Origin of the sequence: Pontibacter aquaedesilientis, assembly GCF_014773225.1 — a bacterium.
Lineage (GTDB): Bacteria > Bacteroidota > Bacteroidia > Cytophagales > Hymenobacteraceae > Pontibacter > Pontibacter aquaedesilientis.
Genome location: NZ_JACXAJ010000001.1, coordinates 523,237 through 537,328, shown reverse-complemented (window position 1 = coordinate 537,328; position 14,092 = coordinate 523,237). Strand labels below are relative to the sequence as shown.

Here is a 14,092-nt window from a genome sequence, read left to right as displayed (position 1 = left end):
TAGAAAGTTTGGAAGTTTTGTGCTTGAATAGCTCGTTATTGCCAACTTTCTAACTTCCACTCTTTCTAAATTTAATGCTTACTAACTTTTCATGCTTTTCTCCAGCATTTTCAATACAAATTCCTCCATACCTGTCATGTGCTTGACTTTAGACTGAGAGGCGTCGTGTTTCTTGAGGTAAGTCAGGAGTTTATCTTCCCGGAACAGGTTGACTACTTCGGGGTGGATATAATATTTACTGCAGACTGTAGGTGTGTTGCCTAAGCCATGGGCAACCATTTTTACCGCCTCTTTGATACTTTTTTCCTTTTCCAGTTCTGGGTTTTCATCGATCACGCTTTCCAGGCACTGCACCATGCGCACCGTACCGCCCCAGGTCCTGAAATCTTTGGCCGTGAAGTCGTGAGCAGTAGCTTCGCGTAGGTAGTCGTTTACGTCGCCAGACTCCAGTGTTTGCCGGTCTCCGTCTTCATCGTAGTACTGGAACAGATCGTAGCCCGGTATGTCTTTGCATTTTTTGACCAACTGCGCCAATCGCCTGTCTTTCAGGTCGATCTTCTGCTCTACCCCTTTCTTACCAACAAATGAAAAGGTGACGGTGCTGCCATTGAAGGTCACGTGCCGGTCGCGCAGCGTGGTAAGGCCGTAGGATTTGTTTGATTTGGCATAGTGCCGGTTGCCGATCCGGATGAGCGCATTATCCATAATCGATAAAACCAAGGCCGTGACTTTGCGCTTGTCCAGTTTGCGCGACTGAATGTCTTTGCTGATCTTCTCACGCAGGTCGGGCAGCGACTTGCCAAAGGAGATCATACGCCCGAATTTGGTCAGGTTGCGGGCATGCTGCCACTCCGTATGGTATAGGTACTGCTTGCGCCCCTTCTGATCGCGGCCTGTTGCCTGCAAATGTCCTCGGGCTGTACTGGCAATCCATACATCAGACCAGGCCGGGGGAATCACCAGATTCTTAATGCGCTCGAGCGTCTTTTCATCGGTCACTTTCTCGCCTTTGCTGTTGAGGTAATAGAAACCTGTTCCGGCTTTTTTGCGGGTGATCCCAGGCTTTTCGTCGGTGGTATAGCGCAACCCTGCCCATTGAGCTGAGAGGGCTGGATCTTTATGTAGATTGTGTATTTCTTCTTTGGTCATCTGTTAGGGCTTTAAGCACCTTCTGCTCCTAATACTTTACTTGCTTTCAAAAGTTGTAGGCAAGGCAGGTATGTACTGGCATCTGGTTATACCTGTTCAACAATTACGGCTATATTTGTTCCCGATAAAAAGACAAAAATGACCATACACAAACAGATCTCTTACCTCTACGCCTTTTTTGGCGTTTTTCTGCTGGCTTGTGGCGCCGTGGCTGTAGACATCGCCGGTGAACAGGCCCAAACAGCTCTTATCACAGGTATAGCCGGAGGTTTGCTGGCATTGGTGGCCGGGCACTTTCTGAACCAGCGCAAGCGCTGGGGCTATCTGCTCGGCACTAGCGAGGCCGCACTCCTCACCGTGCTGCTAGGATGGCGTGCAGGGACTTATTTTATCAGGCTTCTGGACATGGTGCAACAGCCCCAGGAGGCAAACACAACCCATACCGCTGGCATGGCCTTTCTGCTCACAACGGCCATGCTCGTGGTGGCGCTGCTGACGCTGGCAGTGTCCGTTATGTTCGCTAAACAGGTGTTTGCCGAGACAAAATAGGTATTCGTCTATATTTTGCTGCAGCATTAAACCTTTAGGTGTTATATTGGTCCTAACACAAGACCAATATAACACCTAAAACAATTTAACATGCTACAGAAAATCGGTTTGAGTATAGTGCTTACGGCTAGCGTGGTCAGTGCTGCCGAGGCACAGACAAAACTCGTGGAGAAGGTAACCAAGAAAAGCGATGAGCTGGTTATACCTTACGAAAAATACAAACTGGCCAATGGCCTAACCCTGATCGTGCACGAGGATCACTCCGATCCGGTAGTGCATGTGGACGTTACCTATCACGTGGGATCTGCCCGCGAAGAAGTCGGCAAGTCCGGATTCGCCCACTTCTTTGAGCACATGATGTTCCAGGGCTCCGACAACGTAGCCGACGAAGAGCATTTCAAGATCGTGTCGGATGCCGGTGGCACCCTGAACGGCACTACAAATCGCGACCGTACCAACTATTTCGAGACGGTGCCAAGCAACCAACTGGAAACCGCCCTTTGGCTGGAAGCTGACCGCATGGGCTTTTTGCTAGACGCCGTTACTCAGAAAAAATTTGAGGTGCAGCGCGAGACCGTAAAGAACGAACGGGGCCAGAACTACGACAACCGCCCTTATGGTCTGGTGTATGAGAAAACTTCGCAGCACCTATACCCACACGGCCACCCATATTCCTGGACAACGATCGGTTATATCGAAGACCTGAATCGTGTAAATGTAAACGACCTGAAAAACTTCTTCCTGCGCTGGTATGGCCCTAACAATGCGACCATCACCGTAGGTGGAGATGTCAATCCGTCTGAAGTGGTCAAATTGGTAGAGAAATACTTTGGGTCTATACCTGTCGGACCAGCCGTAGAAGACATGAAGCCCGTGGTAGCTACCTTGAACAAAGACCGCTACATTTCCTATGAGGACAACGTGCGCTTCCCAATGCTGCGCATGACCTTCCCGGTGCCTGAGGCAGGTCACCAGGACGAGCACGCACTGGACATATTAGCTGAGATTCTCGGTCAGGGTAAAAACTCCATCTTCTACAAAAACTTCGTGAAAGAGCAGAAGGCGCTTCAGGCTTCGGCATCTAACTCCACCTCAGAACTGGCGGGTGAGTTCGGCATCACGGTGATGACCTACCCGAACAACAACCTGGCACAGATGGAAGAATTGCTGCGCAAGTCGATCGCAGAGTTCGAAACACGCGGCGTTACCGATGAAGATCTGCAGCGCTTCAAAGCCTCTGCCGAGTCGAGCCTGATCAACAGAATGGCGAGCGTGAGTGGTAAAGTATCGCAACTGGCCGCTTACGAAACTTTCCGCAACAACCCTAACTACCTACAAGAGGAGATTAAGCGTATCAACGCGGTTTCCAAAGCTGACGTGATGCGTGTGTACAACCATTACATCAAAGGCAAAAGCGCCGTTATCCTGAGTGTGGTGCCAAAGGGCAAGTCTGATATGATTGCGAAAGCAGACAACTACACAGTAGACACCAACACCTCTATAGCACAGCCACAGGACTACAGCGGTCTTAGCTATACCAAGGCAGTAGACTCCTTCGACCGCAGCAAGCGCCCTGTAGCCGGCCAGGCCAAAGCCGTGAGCGTTCCGAATTTCTATACCTCGAAATTCAAAAACGGCATGAAGGTAATCGGCACCAAGTCGGACGAGATACCGACGGTTACGCTGCAACTGACGATCCCGGGTGGCCATCGTTTGCTGGCCAATACACCAGGCAAAGCAGGCATTGCGTCGCTTACAGCGTCCTTGCTTAACGAGGATACCGAAAACTACACTTCGGAGGCATTCACCAGCGAGCTGGACAAACTGGGCAGTTCAATCCGCGTCGGCTCTGGCACTGAAGACACATACATAACGGTGCAGTCCCTGAAGAAGAACCTCGACAAGACCCTGGTGCTGCTCGAAGAGCGCCTGTTCCGTCCGAAATTTGCACAGGATGATTTTGAGCGTCTGAAGAAGCAGCAATTGGAAGGTATAGCCAACCAGTCGACACAGCCAACGGCTATTGCCAGCAGCGTGTACAACAAACTGCTGTATGGCGAGAACCACATCATGGCTATACCTACTTCCGGCACGACCGAATCGGTAAGCAGCATTACCCTGGAGGATGTAAAGCAGTTCTATGCCGCTAACTACACCCCGACAGGAGCTGAGCTGGTGATAGTGGGCGATATCAACGAGAAGGAAATTCTCGGTAAGATGGACTTCCTGAAAAAATGGAATAAGAAAAGCGTAGCTATACCTGCCGACGTGAAAGCACCTACCATTGCGGCCACCAAGATCTACTTTGTGGACAAGCCAGACGCTGCGCAGTCAGAGATCAGAATTGGCTACGTAGCCCTACCATACGACGCGACCGGTGAGTACTACAGAACATCACTGATGAACTTTGTGCTGGGCGGCGCCTTCAACAGCCGCATCAACCTGAACCTGCGCGAAGACAAAGGCTATACCTACGGTGCCCGCTCCGGCTTCGGCGGCAGTCGCTTCGCTGGTCCCTACACGGCTTCAGCCGGTGTGCGTGCCGATGCCACGGCTGCGTCCGTGGTCGAGTTCATGAAAGAAATCAACGATTTCAGAACCAAAGGCATCACGCAGGAGGAACTTCAGTTCATGAAAAACTCCATCGGTCAGTCTGACGCCCGCCAGTACGAAACGCCTGGTCAAAAGGCCAACTTCCTGGGTCGCATCCTGCGTTACGACCTGAAGAAGGACTATGTAGGCAAGCAGACGCAAATCCTCAACAACATCACGAAGCAGGAGATCGATGCGCTGGCAGCCAAACACCTGCCGACCGACAAAATGCACATTGTGGTGGTTGGCGATAAAAAAACCGTATTGCCAGAACTACAGAAACTGAGTTACGAGGTAGTGGAACTAGATACGAACGGCAACTCCGTTGGTACCTCCTCCGTAAAATAGACCATACTACACTTGAAAAAAAGCCCCTGAATTTCAGGGGCTTTTTTATTGCCAATTTTCATTAGCGGTATACCTGCCCATGAACTATCAACTATGGCTGCATTTATGCGTAAGGGCATACTAAAATTTACTTTATCTAGTTTATAAGCCGGTTACAAGGTATTTAATGAGAGCGTTACAACGTACCCGGCGCTATTAAACACATTATTAATTTTGCACAATTTATGAAGTACATCCACACAACAGCACCTTGGTTATTAGTCCTCATCAGTGTATTTGCGTTTAGCAGCTGCAAGGACAACGAAGGCGTTATTTTCTCGACACAGGACGACATCAAGCTGGGCCAAAAGGTAGCGCAGCAGGTAGACTCAACCTACAGAGCGAAAGGACAACTGCTGGAGCGGAACAGCAGTAAAGCTAACGTTCAGAAAGCCTATACCCATCTCGATCGCATTGTGAACCGTGTGCTGAACTCGGGTGAGGTGAAGTATAAGAATGAATTTCCCTGGACAGTCAAAATAATCGATGACCGCGAAACGCTGAATGCCTTTGCTTCTCCGGGCGGACAAATATATGTTTTTACTGGTTTGATCAAATTCCTGGATGACGAAGACCACTTTGCCGGCGTGCTGGCACACGAGATCGCCCACGCCGACAAACGACACAGCATACAGCAGCTGCAGCGTGACTACGGTATAGCCATTTTGCTATCGGTGGCTTTGGGAAATAACCCGGGCGCCCTGCAGCAAATAGCAGCACAGCTTGCCGGTACGCTGGCAGGTTTGCGCTTCAGCCGCACCGCCGAAACCGAAGCTGACAACGCATCCGTTCTATACCTGAGCGGCACCAAGCACTACGCCTGCGACGGGGCTGCCGGCTTTTTCGTAAAGCTGAACGCACAGGCACAGGGCAGCAATCCGCCAGAGTTCCTGAGCACGCACCCTAACCCTGATAATCGCATTGAGAACATCCAGCAGCAGGCGCGAGACAAAGGCTGCTCTACCGCTTCGGCACCTGACACTGATTTTAATGAATTGAAGAAAAGCCTTAACCTGTAAACAGAAATGCCTGCCAACCGGCAGGCATTTCTGTTTACACCCCCTTATACTATGAAAAAGATAAAGAACGTGACTGGCAAAGCTATGCTGAAAGCGGAAAAGACGTTTGACACGCTTGCCTTCCAACTGCGCCGAAAGCTCAACTTGTTTGGGCCCTTGCACATTATGGCCTACCGAAGTTATGGCACCCCTACCCGACTCTATGTAAAAGGCCGTGTGCTGGTCGATAAAGGTATAGCGGTGTCAGAAAAGGATGACAGACTGTGGGATAACTTGCTCAACATGTACAAACGCTTCAATAGCCGTGAGATACCGGGCGCCCGGGTAGAGCTGTGCCTCGAAAACCAGAAACATGAAATCACGACCGATGAGGAAGGTTATTTTGTGCTGAACCTGGCCCCGGAGAAGCCGATCGAACTGGACGACATCTGGCACACCATCGACATTGAGTTAACTGATTCGCCGGTGCCATCTGAGGGCGAAGTAAAAACCAAGGCATACGTGCTGGTGCCGCCACCAGACGCCGAGTACGGCATTATAAGCGATATCGACGACACCATTGTGCGCACGGGTGCTACTAATTTGTTGCTGACTGGCCGAAATGTGCTGCTCAACAATGCGCATACCCGTATACCTTTCCACGGGGTTTCCTCCTTCTACAAGTCGCTGCAACTAGGCCGTAATGGCAAGCGTAACAACCCGTTTTTCTATGTATCCAGCAGCCCCTGGAATACTTACGATCTGCTCTACCATTTCCTGGAACTGAACGAGATCCCACAGGGGCCACTCCTGCTCCGTGACTTTGGGCTGGACGAGAACAAGCTCGGCTCATCGGACCACATGAGTCACAAGTTCAAAGAAATTGAGAATATTCTGATCACCTATCCGACACTAAACTTTATCCTGATCGGCGACAGCGGTCAGCAAGACGCCGAAATTTATGCGGAAGTTGTACGTAAGTACCCGGGCAGGGTCTTGGCCATTTACATACGCGACGTGAACATTGAGAAGCACACCCGGAAGGTGGTTACTATTTTCGATGAGTTTAAGGAATCAGGAGAAGTGGAGATGGTGCTGGTAAAGGAAACACTGGAAGCAGCTGAACATGCGGCCCAATGCGGCTACATATACACCGAGGAACTGCCCGAAATCGCCAAAGAAACCCAGTTGGACGAAGCCGGAGATGAGGGAGTTTAGTAGTTTGAGAATTTAGGAGTTAGAGAAGTCAGAGTTAAAAATATGAATCATAAACTCCCTGTTTTATACCTATTCATCAATTCTCCCTCAAACTCCCCAAATTCTCAAACTTAACTTGAATGATCTGCTATTATTTTCCAGCCTTCGGGGAAGCGTTTGAGGATGATAGAGAAATGCCCCTGCAGGTCGCCTAACTTGGTATCGCGCTGTAAATGCCATTTGCCAACGACCAGCATGGTTTCAGAAGAGAGCGGGCGCATTTCTTTCAGGTCGAAGCTCAGTTTGCCCATGGCCGACGGGTCGGGGTAGCTTTTGCGGTAATTATCGAGCGTTGGCTGCCAACCGTAGGTCAGGCCGCTTTTGCCGACAAAAAGCAGCGAGTCCGATTTCCAGTAGTCCTGCATAAAGCAGTCCAGGTTGCCTTGGCTCCAGCAAGCGGACTGCGCCTCCAGCACTGCTCGAATTTCGGCCTTTGCCGTTTCCACATCCTGCGTTGTGTTGCTCTTTCGCTCCCCGTGGTGCACGTTGGCCTGCTGGCACGCAGCCAGGTTCATAAAGAGTGCGATGGCCATTAAGCCTAGCTGTTTAGTTCTGATCATGGTCTTTCTCCGGAAGTATGGTTTTGATGTAGTTGGTCCCACCGAGTCTGCCCATGGCCCGGGCGATGCGCGCACGGCGACCCAGCACATAAGCCGAGGGCCTGGCAGCAGAAAAGCGTATAGGGTTTGGCAACACAGACGCCAGAAGTGCTGCCTGTTGGCGGCCTACCGCAGCAGCCGGCTTCTTGAAATACTTTTGACAGGCTGCCTCTACGCCAAACACACCATCTCCCATCTCCGCAATATTCAGGTACACCTCCAGAATTCGTTCTTTGCCCCAGATTACCTCAATCAGGAACGTAAAGTAGGCTTCTACCGCCTTGCGCAAATAGCTGCGCCCATGCCACAGAAAAACATTCTTGGCCACCTGCTGACTAATTGTGCTGCCCCCTCTTATGTTAGTGCCCTTTTGGTTGCGCTTAAAGGCATCCGCTATCGCATTGTAATCGAAGCCGCCGTGCTGCAGAAAAAGCTGGTCTTCTGACGCGACTACCGCCAGCGGTAATTGGTCCGACATCTCTTTCAAAGACACAAACTTATAGTGAATAGTTGGGTCTTCTTTGTCTGCCATACCTGCCTCTGCGCGGCGCAGCACCATGTGCAGCGTGACTGGCGGTGCCACCCAACGGTATACCAACACCCACAGCACACTCAGCAAAAAGAGGCTCAACAGAAGTTTGATTGTGATAAGCCTGAACTCTCTAAAGCCCAGCCGTTTCTTTTTCATCAGATTTGTATCAAAACAGGAGCGCAAAGCTACGCCTTTTGGATTATATTTCAAGTACTGTGCGGGCTGGCTTAACACAGGCGCCTGCCTACCCGTAATCACAGTAAACAGCGGTAAAACGTGATCAAAAATGTGTGCTGCACATACAAAAACCGCACTTACCTGTTATACATTTAAAGCTGAAGGCCATGCAAAAGTATCTGCCCCTTTTTCCGTTGAATGTGGTGGTGTTTCCTGGGGAGAAACTGAATCTGCACATATTTGAACCGCGCTACAAACAGTTAATTCAGGACTGTATAGATAATGGCAGCACGTTTGGCATACCGACCTATATCAACAATGGAGTAGGTATGTATGGCACCGAGATCAAGATCCTGAACGTGGAGAAAAAGTATGAGTCTGGAGAGTTGGACATTCGCACACAGGGCATGGGTATATTTAAAATCAATGCGTTTGACAGAACCGCACCCGGCAAATTATACGCTGGCGGAAACGTAGAAGAGGTCGATAACCTGGAGGATGAGGACATTGTGGTCAAGTTGCAGATCAAGGAAAAGCTCCGGGAACTCTATACGGCACTTGGCATCAGCAAAATATTCCTGGATCTGCCCGAGGATTTCAAGTCTTATGATGTAGCGCACCACCTTGGCCTGAATACAGAGCAGGAATATACCTTGCTTCAATGCCACAGCGAAGCTATCCGCCAGGACATGATCTTGCAGCATCTCAACCAGGTACTGCCTATCGTGGCTGAAACAGAGCGATTGAAGGAGCGTGTGAAACTCAACGGGCACTTCAAAAACCTGACGCCGCCTAACTTTTAAACTATCCGCATGCTGGCCTATTTTCTGATCATCTCCACTGTCCTTTTCACCGTTTTTGTGCTATTCAGCTATTGGCAGGAGCGCAAGTACCGTAACAAGCCGTATTATAAACTGTCTGATGTGGGCTGGCGCCAATGCGTGCCAAAACCCGAAGCACAGCTCGTGCACAGCATCGCTTTTTTGGGTGATGTGGGCTATGTGGCCACTGACGGTAGCGACCCTGTTTTGAAACTTCTGCAAGAGTGGCAGCACAGTGCTGGCTACAACGGCACGGTGCTGTTTCTGGGTGACAACCTATACCCTGTCGGGTTGCCGGCAGAAACCCATCGCCACCATGCGGCGGCTATCAGCCGACTGGATTATTTACTAGGTATAATTAACCCCTTTGAAGGCCGGAAAATATTCCTGAGCGGAAACCACGACTGGAATAAGGGCCGTAAAAAAGGGCTGGAGTATGTGCTGCGTCAGGAAAAACACGTAGTAGAGGCTTTGCAGGACGAAGACAGCTACCTGCCCCGCAACGGATGCCCTGGCCCCGACACGATACAACTTGCTGAGGGGATGCTGCTGCTTGTCATCAATACCCAGTGGTGGGTACAGCGGGGTGAAAAGCCCATGGGCCGTCAAGAAGGGTGCCCTTATGATGATATTGAGGATTTCTTCCTGCGACTGAACAAGATTCTGCGCCATAACAGGCATCAGCGCATCGTGGTTGCCGCTCATCACCCGCTATACAGCAATGCGCTGCATGGTGGCAAGTTTACTATCAAGCAACATATTTTCCCGCTTACAGCTGCCCACAAACGTATTTACATCCCTTTGCCCATCTTTGGCTCTATTTATCCGTTTTACCGGCAGCTGTTTGGTGCCTATGAGGATATGTCGCACCGCAAATACCGCAAAATGCGAAAACGCCTGCTTCGTATCTTTCACCAATACAGCAATATCGTTTACGTAGCCGGCCACGACCATAACCTGCAACATTTCGAGGTGCGGGATAACCATTACATCGTGAGTGGGTCGGGGAGCAAAACCTCCTTCGTGAAAAAAGGCGGCAAGGCCACCTTTACACTGGAGCAGCGCGGATTCTTTGTTCTTAACTACTATAGTACCGGCGAACTTTGGATAGAAGCCGCGGTCGCCAATGAGAACGAGACATCCCCCAAGCCGGGCGCTGTCGTGTTCCGAAAAGAACTTCACCCTGTCCTAAAACCCATAGAGCAGGTATAGGCATACCAGCTAGCTTTCCTCCTCAGGTATAGGCAGTATGACTTTAAGGCTTTTAGGGTGCATGGTCACTTTGATCTCGTTGCCCAATTCAGCCGGCTCTCCATCCACGTGCATGACTTCCCTGTCCACGTTGTAGATGGTAGCCCGGCGGCAACTGATCCGACGGGTATAAATGGAACTGTCGATGTTGTCGGTATACATCTTGTATAGGATACTCAACCCGGCTGCTTTAGGGAAAGGCTCGATCAGGCATATTTCGAAGCGCCCATCGTTCAGCACACCATTGGGGTTAATGGCTGCATTGCTCCCAAATGCATTGGCATTGGCGATGGTTACCATAAAGGCATCTCCCTCGAAATTCTCGGTATCTGTCTCTATCCGGTAAAATTTCGGCTCATAGTTCAGGTATTCCTGCAGCGCGATCCAGGCATAGGAGCCTGGTCCGCGTCTATCCCCTTCACAAAACCGTTGCACCACCAGCGCGTTAAACCCCAGGTCGCTTAAGTGAATGGAGGGGTGTCCGTTCAGGTCAATGGTGTCGATATTGCGAATCACATGGTTATGAATAAGCTGAAGCGCTTCTTCGGTATCCTGGGGTATGTTCAGATCTTTAGACAGGCCATTGCCGGATCCAAGCGGAATAATACCCAGGGGTGTTTTGGTTCCGATGAGCAGTGCCCCGACCAGGCTGACTGTCCCATCACCGCCCACGGCGAACACGGCATCGAAACGTTCCTCTTCCAGCAGGGCTTTTATCTTTCCCTGATCCTGCTCTCCAGTTGTCTTGTACAACTTGTGGTTCAGCTGATGCGCTTCACAGATAGCCTTTATCTCTTCTACCAGTTCCTCCTTCTCAATATCACCAGCAATAGGGTTGATGACAAATAGCAGGTTCTGAATTTTGTTTTCTTCTTGCATTGGTTTGCTAATGCTATACCTGGTATGCGATGAATGATAATTGTGGCTACTGCATCAATCCTGATGGTAGACCATTGGGGTATTCCTGTTGGATGGCACGCTCAATTTCCGCCACACGGTTGCCCGGGTTAGGGTGAGTCTGTGTAAACTCAGGTCCCCTGGCCCCGCCGCTTGCCTCCTCTAATATACGCATTACTTCAATCATCGCCCGCGGATCGTAGCCTGACTTTCCTGTTAGGCGCACGGCCAGTCTATCCGATTCCAGTTCATCTTCCCTGCCATAGCGCATGTTCATGAGTTTGCCAATCATAGCGGCCGCAATCGCCCCAGTCTGCGTAGCCGGATTGTCAGGATCGTAAGTAGCAATGGCGGCAGCGCCTGTCAGTCCCTGCGTGAGTTTGGCTTTGGCGAGTTGTTGGGCGGAGTGCCTTCCTACCACGTGCCCTATCTCATGGCCCAGCACACCGGCCAGTTGCCCTTCTGTGCTGAGTCTGCGTAACAGGCCGGCTGTTATAAAAATCTGTCCCCCCGGAAGCGCAAATGCGTTAACCGTCTGCTCATCTGCCAACAGGTGGAAATCAAACTGATAGGGAGTATCGCCTACGTTGGTGTTACCGACTATGCGCTGTCCCACCTCTTTCACTTTGGCAACCGCCTGCTCATCCGAATGCAGGCCACCATACTGCGATGCCATCTTTGGAGCCGCCTGAAGACCAAGGGCTATCTCTTGCTCCACCGTCATGTCGACATGTTGCATCTCACCCGTAAATTCATTTTCCTGCCTGTTACACCAGTAGGTAACCAGTGAAACCGCCGCAATCAGAAGTGCGACGATAAACTTCATTATTCCTCTCATTTTTTCACTTATTAAACTCTATCATAGTATGGTAGCTTCCAGCAAAGGACTTGGCGTGCATCACAACCAAATTGAACGGGCGTAACGACAGATGCACTGCATCAACATATACTTTTATGGGCACAAAAAGTATATGGTAATAGTAGGAAAATACTGAATGTGAGGGGGAGAAAACCGATTAAATCAAAAAATAGCTATCCTATTCTATAGTATTCCCGTAATACTCAAAAATTCGCTATTAAAGCGGCTTAATTTAAATCGAAAACTATGAATATGAAACGTACATTCGGTGCCATTCTAACCATACTAGGTATAGTGGGCATCATCTGGGGAGCATATGCATTTGTAATGGGAGGAGACGGAGCTTCCATTGGGCAGTATACCGCAATCGTACCTTTTGTGGTTGGCCTTATCTTCTTCTTTGCAGGCATAAACTTGGTCAAAACCACCAAAGACCAAACCTGATAGTATTTTTAAAATAAACTAAAAACGCCACTCTGAGCAATACAGAGTGGCGTTTTCAATTCTAGCTATCAAAGCCTGACAGGCCTTTAAACATTTCAGGCTCCTAGCTGCTGGCGCATGTCCATTTCAAGAGCGAATGCTTCCACAGCGAGTTCAGCATTTAAATAAGCGGAGGTATACTTTTTATCGGCAGTGTGAATGTACAGAACCGTATTGTCTTTAATCAGGTCAATCACATCACCGGAAATTTCACGCGGCACTGCCGGGCATCCCAGGCTTCTGCCAAGGCGACCATACTGCTTTACAAAAGCGTCGCTCACGTAATCGGCTCCGTGCAGTACAATGGCACGTTCCATGGCATTTGAGTTGTACTTCTCATCTTTTCCCGACAAACGTAGCGACAGGCCATGCTTGCCATAATATGTATGATCGGTCACATAAAAACCCATACTGCTCATGTTAGAGTTTGGCTCATTCGAGAACATCTCGGCCTTCACGTTGCCTGTGTTACGCCCATGTGCCACCAGCGTGTTATAAAGTACTTTCCCAGACTTGATGTCGATGATCCACATCCGCTTCACGTTGCTGGGTTTCGTAAAATCAACCACTGTCATCACCGGTTTATCGGCTGAGGCCACCCCCTGTTGTCTGAAATTCTGGTAGCCGGTATAGGCTCGCTCAAAAACACTGAAAGACAGTCCTGCATTTTTAAGGCCTGCCTTCTGATAAACGCCCTGTACATGCTCCTGATATGCCTCTTTTTTCTCTGCAAAAGAAAGCAAAGCCAGCGAACTGGAATTGAGCGTAGGCTCGGAAGAGGAGATTACAGTAGGACTCGAAACATCATTGTGAGCACCACCTGGCGTGGCTACTAACATGAAACTCAAGGCAAATGAGGTAATAGCGGCTCTTATCATAGGGTCTTTATTCTTTCGGGTTTTACGCAATTACAGTATCAACAGGGCCAGGCTCTAAAATTGTTCCCGAAGGCACCCTCAGGCACAACAATAAACGAAACAGGCCGCTCTTGCCCTTTCATATGTAAACGTTTTTCGGCTCACAGTTTAGTGCATCCTACCCGGCATATTTTAGAAATTTGGCAGCCGATGCTTACAAATAACCGAAATCACTTGTAACACACAAGCCTAAGCTGCAATTTTGAAGTAAGATCGCAATTATGAAAAAGACCCTCCTCCTATTGACACTGCTCCCTTTGGTTTGGGCCTGCTCTGAGCCAACCCGTATAACTGGCTTCGACAGCAACAAGTGGCAACAAGACAAAAAAGGATGTCAAAACAACCGTCAGCAGTTAGTACCTGAGTTCGAAAGTATCCGGCGGGAACTTTACGGACGAACTGAGGGAGAAATAAAAGACATATTGGGTAAACCGGATGCGGAGCAACTCATGAGCAGAGGGCAGCGTCTTTTCATTTATTACTTAGAGCCAGGCGCACAATGCCAACAGCGTAACAAACTTTCTGACGCTAACCGTGCTGAGGTGCGGTTCAATGCACTTAACAAGGTAAGCGAAATCACCTACCTGAGACCGATAACGATTAAATAAAAAATGCCCGGTATAT

Annotated in this window: 14 protein-coding genes; 8 read left to right on the top strand and 6 right to left on the bottom strand. The window is 49.7% G+C overall.

Features of this window, described 5'->3' with window-relative positions; translation table 11 throughout:
* Window positions 1-81: 81 nt before the first annotated feature.
* A complete protein-coding gene (locus H9Q13_RS02365) occupies window positions 82-1,149 on the bottom strand; it encodes a DNA topoisomerase IB (protein WP_191182143.1) in 1,068 nt (355 codons plus the stop codon).
* Window positions 1,150-1,287: 138 nt separating this feature from the next.
* Here H9Q13_RS02365 and H9Q13_RS02360 point away from each other — a divergent pair, with 138 nt between their 5' ends.
* The 4 genes from H9Q13_RS02360 to H9Q13_RS02345 all read left to right on the top strand — a co-directional run bounded on the left by H9Q13_RS02360 (window position 1,288) and on the right by H9Q13_RS02345 (window position 6,893).
* On the top strand, window positions 1,288-1,698 hold the full coding sequence (locus H9Q13_RS02360) for a hypothetical protein (protein WP_191182142.1): 411 nt from the start codon (window positions 1,288-1,290) through the stop codon (window positions 1,696-1,698).
* A 90-nt stretch (window positions 1,699-1,788) separates the two neighbouring features.
* A complete protein-coding gene (locus H9Q13_RS02355; protein ID WP_191182141.1) occupies window positions 1,789-4,638 on the top strand; it encodes a M16 family metallopeptidase in 2,850 nt (949 codons plus the stop codon).
* 224 nt (window positions 4,639-4,862) lie between these two features.
* Window positions 4,863-5,696, top strand: coding sequence for a M48 family metalloprotease (locus tag H9Q13_RS02350; protein ID WP_191182140.1), 834 nt, complete (start codon window positions 4,863-4,865; stop codon window positions 5,694-5,696).
* Window positions 5,697-5,747: 51 nt separating this feature from the next.
* Window positions 5,748-6,893, top strand: coding sequence for an App1 family protein (locus H9Q13_RS02345; protein WP_191182139.1), 1,146 nt, complete (start codon window positions 5,748-5,750; stop codon window positions 6,891-6,893).
* 110 nt (window positions 6,894-7,003) lie between these two features.
* Here the strand turns inward: H9Q13_RS02345 and H9Q13_RS02340 are convergent, their stop codons facing one another.
* Together H9Q13_RS02340 and mtgA are read right to left on the bottom strand one after the other, a co-directional pair.
* Window positions 7,004-7,492: a YybH family protein gene (locus tag H9Q13_RS02340; RefSeq protein ID WP_191182138.1), complete on the bottom strand. Its 489-nt coding sequence runs from the start codon at window positions 7,490-7,492 to the stop codon at window positions 7,004-7,006.
* A complete protein-coding gene (gene mtgA, locus H9Q13_RS02335; protein ID WP_191182137.1) occupies window positions 7,479-8,219 on the bottom strand; it encodes a monofunctional biosynthetic peptidoglycan transglycosylase in 741 nt (246 codons plus the stop codon). The genes H9Q13_RS02340 and mtgA overlap by 14 nt, the downstream gene beginning before the upstream one ends.
* Before the next feature lie 188 nt (window positions 8,220-8,407).
* On the opposite strand from mtgA, the gene H9Q13_RS02330 reads away from it, so the two are divergent.
* The gene (locus H9Q13_RS02330) at window positions 8,408-9,043 is read left to right on the top strand and encodes an LON peptidase substrate-binding domain-containing protein (protein ID WP_191182136.1); all 636 of its coding nucleotides are present in this window, start codon (window positions 8,408-8,410) and stop codon (window positions 9,041-9,043) included.
* Between the two features lie 9 nt (window positions 9,044-9,052).
* Window positions 9,053-10,273: a metallophosphoesterase gene (locus tag H9Q13_RS02325; protein WP_191182135.1), complete on the top strand. Its 1,221-nt coding sequence runs from the start codon at window positions 9,053-9,055 to the stop codon at window positions 10,271-10,273.
* Window positions 10,274-10,282: 9 nt separating this feature from the next.
* Here H9Q13_RS02325 and H9Q13_RS02320 read toward each other — a convergent pair whose 3' ends face one another.
* A complete protein-coding gene (locus H9Q13_RS02320) occupies window positions 10,283-11,191 on the bottom strand; it encodes a diacylglycerol/lipid kinase family protein (protein ID WP_191182134.1) in 909 nt (302 codons plus the stop codon).
* Between the two features lie 46 nt (window positions 11,192-11,237).
* Complete coding sequence (locus tag H9Q13_RS02315) at window positions 11,238-12,035, bottom strand: M48 family metalloprotease (RefSeq protein ID WP_224744019.1); 798 nt, start codon at window positions 12,033-12,035, stop codon at window positions 11,238-11,240.
* 285 nt (window positions 12,036-12,320) lie between these two features.
* On the opposite strand from H9Q13_RS02315, the gene H9Q13_RS02310 reads away from it, so the two are divergent.
* Window positions 12,321-12,512, top strand: coding sequence for a hypothetical protein (locus tag H9Q13_RS02310; protein WP_224744018.1), 192 nt, complete (start codon window positions 12,321-12,323; stop codon window positions 12,510-12,512).
* Window positions 12,513-12,607: 95 nt separating this feature from the next.
* Here the strand turns inward: H9Q13_RS02310 and H9Q13_RS02305 are convergent, their stop codons facing one another.
* Window positions 12,608-13,390 carry a murein L,D-transpeptidase catalytic domain family protein gene (locus H9Q13_RS02305; RefSeq protein ID WP_224744074.1) on the bottom strand — a complete coding sequence of 261 codons (783 nt, stop codon included), beginning with the start codon at window positions 13,388-13,390 and terminating at the stop codon, window positions 12,608-12,610.
* Between the two features lie 299 nt (window positions 13,391-13,689).
* Here H9Q13_RS02305 and H9Q13_RS02300 point away from each other — a divergent pair, with 299 nt between their 5' ends.
* Complete coding sequence (locus H9Q13_RS02300; RefSeq protein ID WP_191182130.1) at window positions 13,690-14,076, top strand: hypothetical protein; 387 nt, start codon at window positions 13,690-13,692, stop codon at window positions 14,074-14,076.
* Window positions 14,077-14,092: the final 16 nt, after the last annotated feature.

Bases quoted from the DNA above. Each gene is read 5' to 3' on its own strand.
- H9Q13_RS02320 (WP_191182134.1), bottom strand. From the start codon at position 11,191: ATGCAAGAAGAAAACAAAATTCAGAACCTGCTATTTGTCATCAACCCT.
- H9Q13_RS02345 (WP_191182139.1), top strand. From the start codon at position 5,748: ATGAAAAAGATAAAGAACGTGACTGGCAAAGCTATGCTGAAAGCGGAA.
- H9Q13_RS02305 (WP_224744074.1), bottom strand. From the start codon at position 13,390: ATGTTAGTAGCCACGCCAGGTGGTGCTCACAATGATGTTTCGAGTCCT.
- H9Q13_RS02310 (WP_224744018.1), top strand. From the start codon at position 12,321: ATGAAACGTACATTCGGTGCCATTCTAACCATACTAGGTATAGTGGGC.
- H9Q13_RS02360 (WP_191182142.1), top strand. From the start codon at position 1,288: ATGACCATACACAAACAGATCTCTTACCTCTACGCCTTTTTTGGCGTT.
- H9Q13_RS02355 (WP_191182141.1), top strand. From the start codon at position 1,789: ATGCTACAGAAAATCGGTTTGAGTATAGTGCTTACGGCTAGCGTGGTC.
- H9Q13_RS02365 (WP_191182143.1), bottom strand. From the start codon at position 1,149: ATGACCAAAGAAGAAATACACAATCTACATAAAGATCCAGCCCTCTCA.
- mtgA (WP_191182137.1), bottom strand. From the start codon at position 8,219: ATGAAAAAGAAACGGCTGGGCTTTAGAGAGTTCAGGCTTATCACAATC.
- H9Q13_RS02350 (WP_191182140.1), top strand. From the start codon at position 4,863: ATGAAGTACATCCACACAACAGCACCTTGGTTATTAGTCCTCATCAGT.
- H9Q13_RS02340 (WP_191182138.1), bottom strand. From the start codon at position 7,492: ATGATCAGAACTAAACAGCTAGGCTTAATGGCCATCGCACTCTTTATG.
- H9Q13_RS02315 (WP_224744019.1), bottom strand. From the start codon at position 12,035: ATGAAGTTTATCGTCGCACTTCTGATTGCGGCGGTTTCACTGGTTACC.
- H9Q13_RS02325 (WP_191182135.1), top strand. From the start codon at position 9,053: ATGCTGGCCTATTTTCTGATCATCTCCACTGTCCTTTTCACCGTTTTT.
- H9Q13_RS02300 (WP_191182130.1), top strand. From the start codon at position 13,690: ATGAAAAAGACCCTCCTCCTATTGACACTGCTCCCTTTGGTTTGGGCC.
- H9Q13_RS02330 (WP_191182136.1), top strand. From the start codon at position 8,408: ATGCAAAAGTATCTGCCCCTTTTTCCGTTGAATGTGGTGGTGTTTCCT.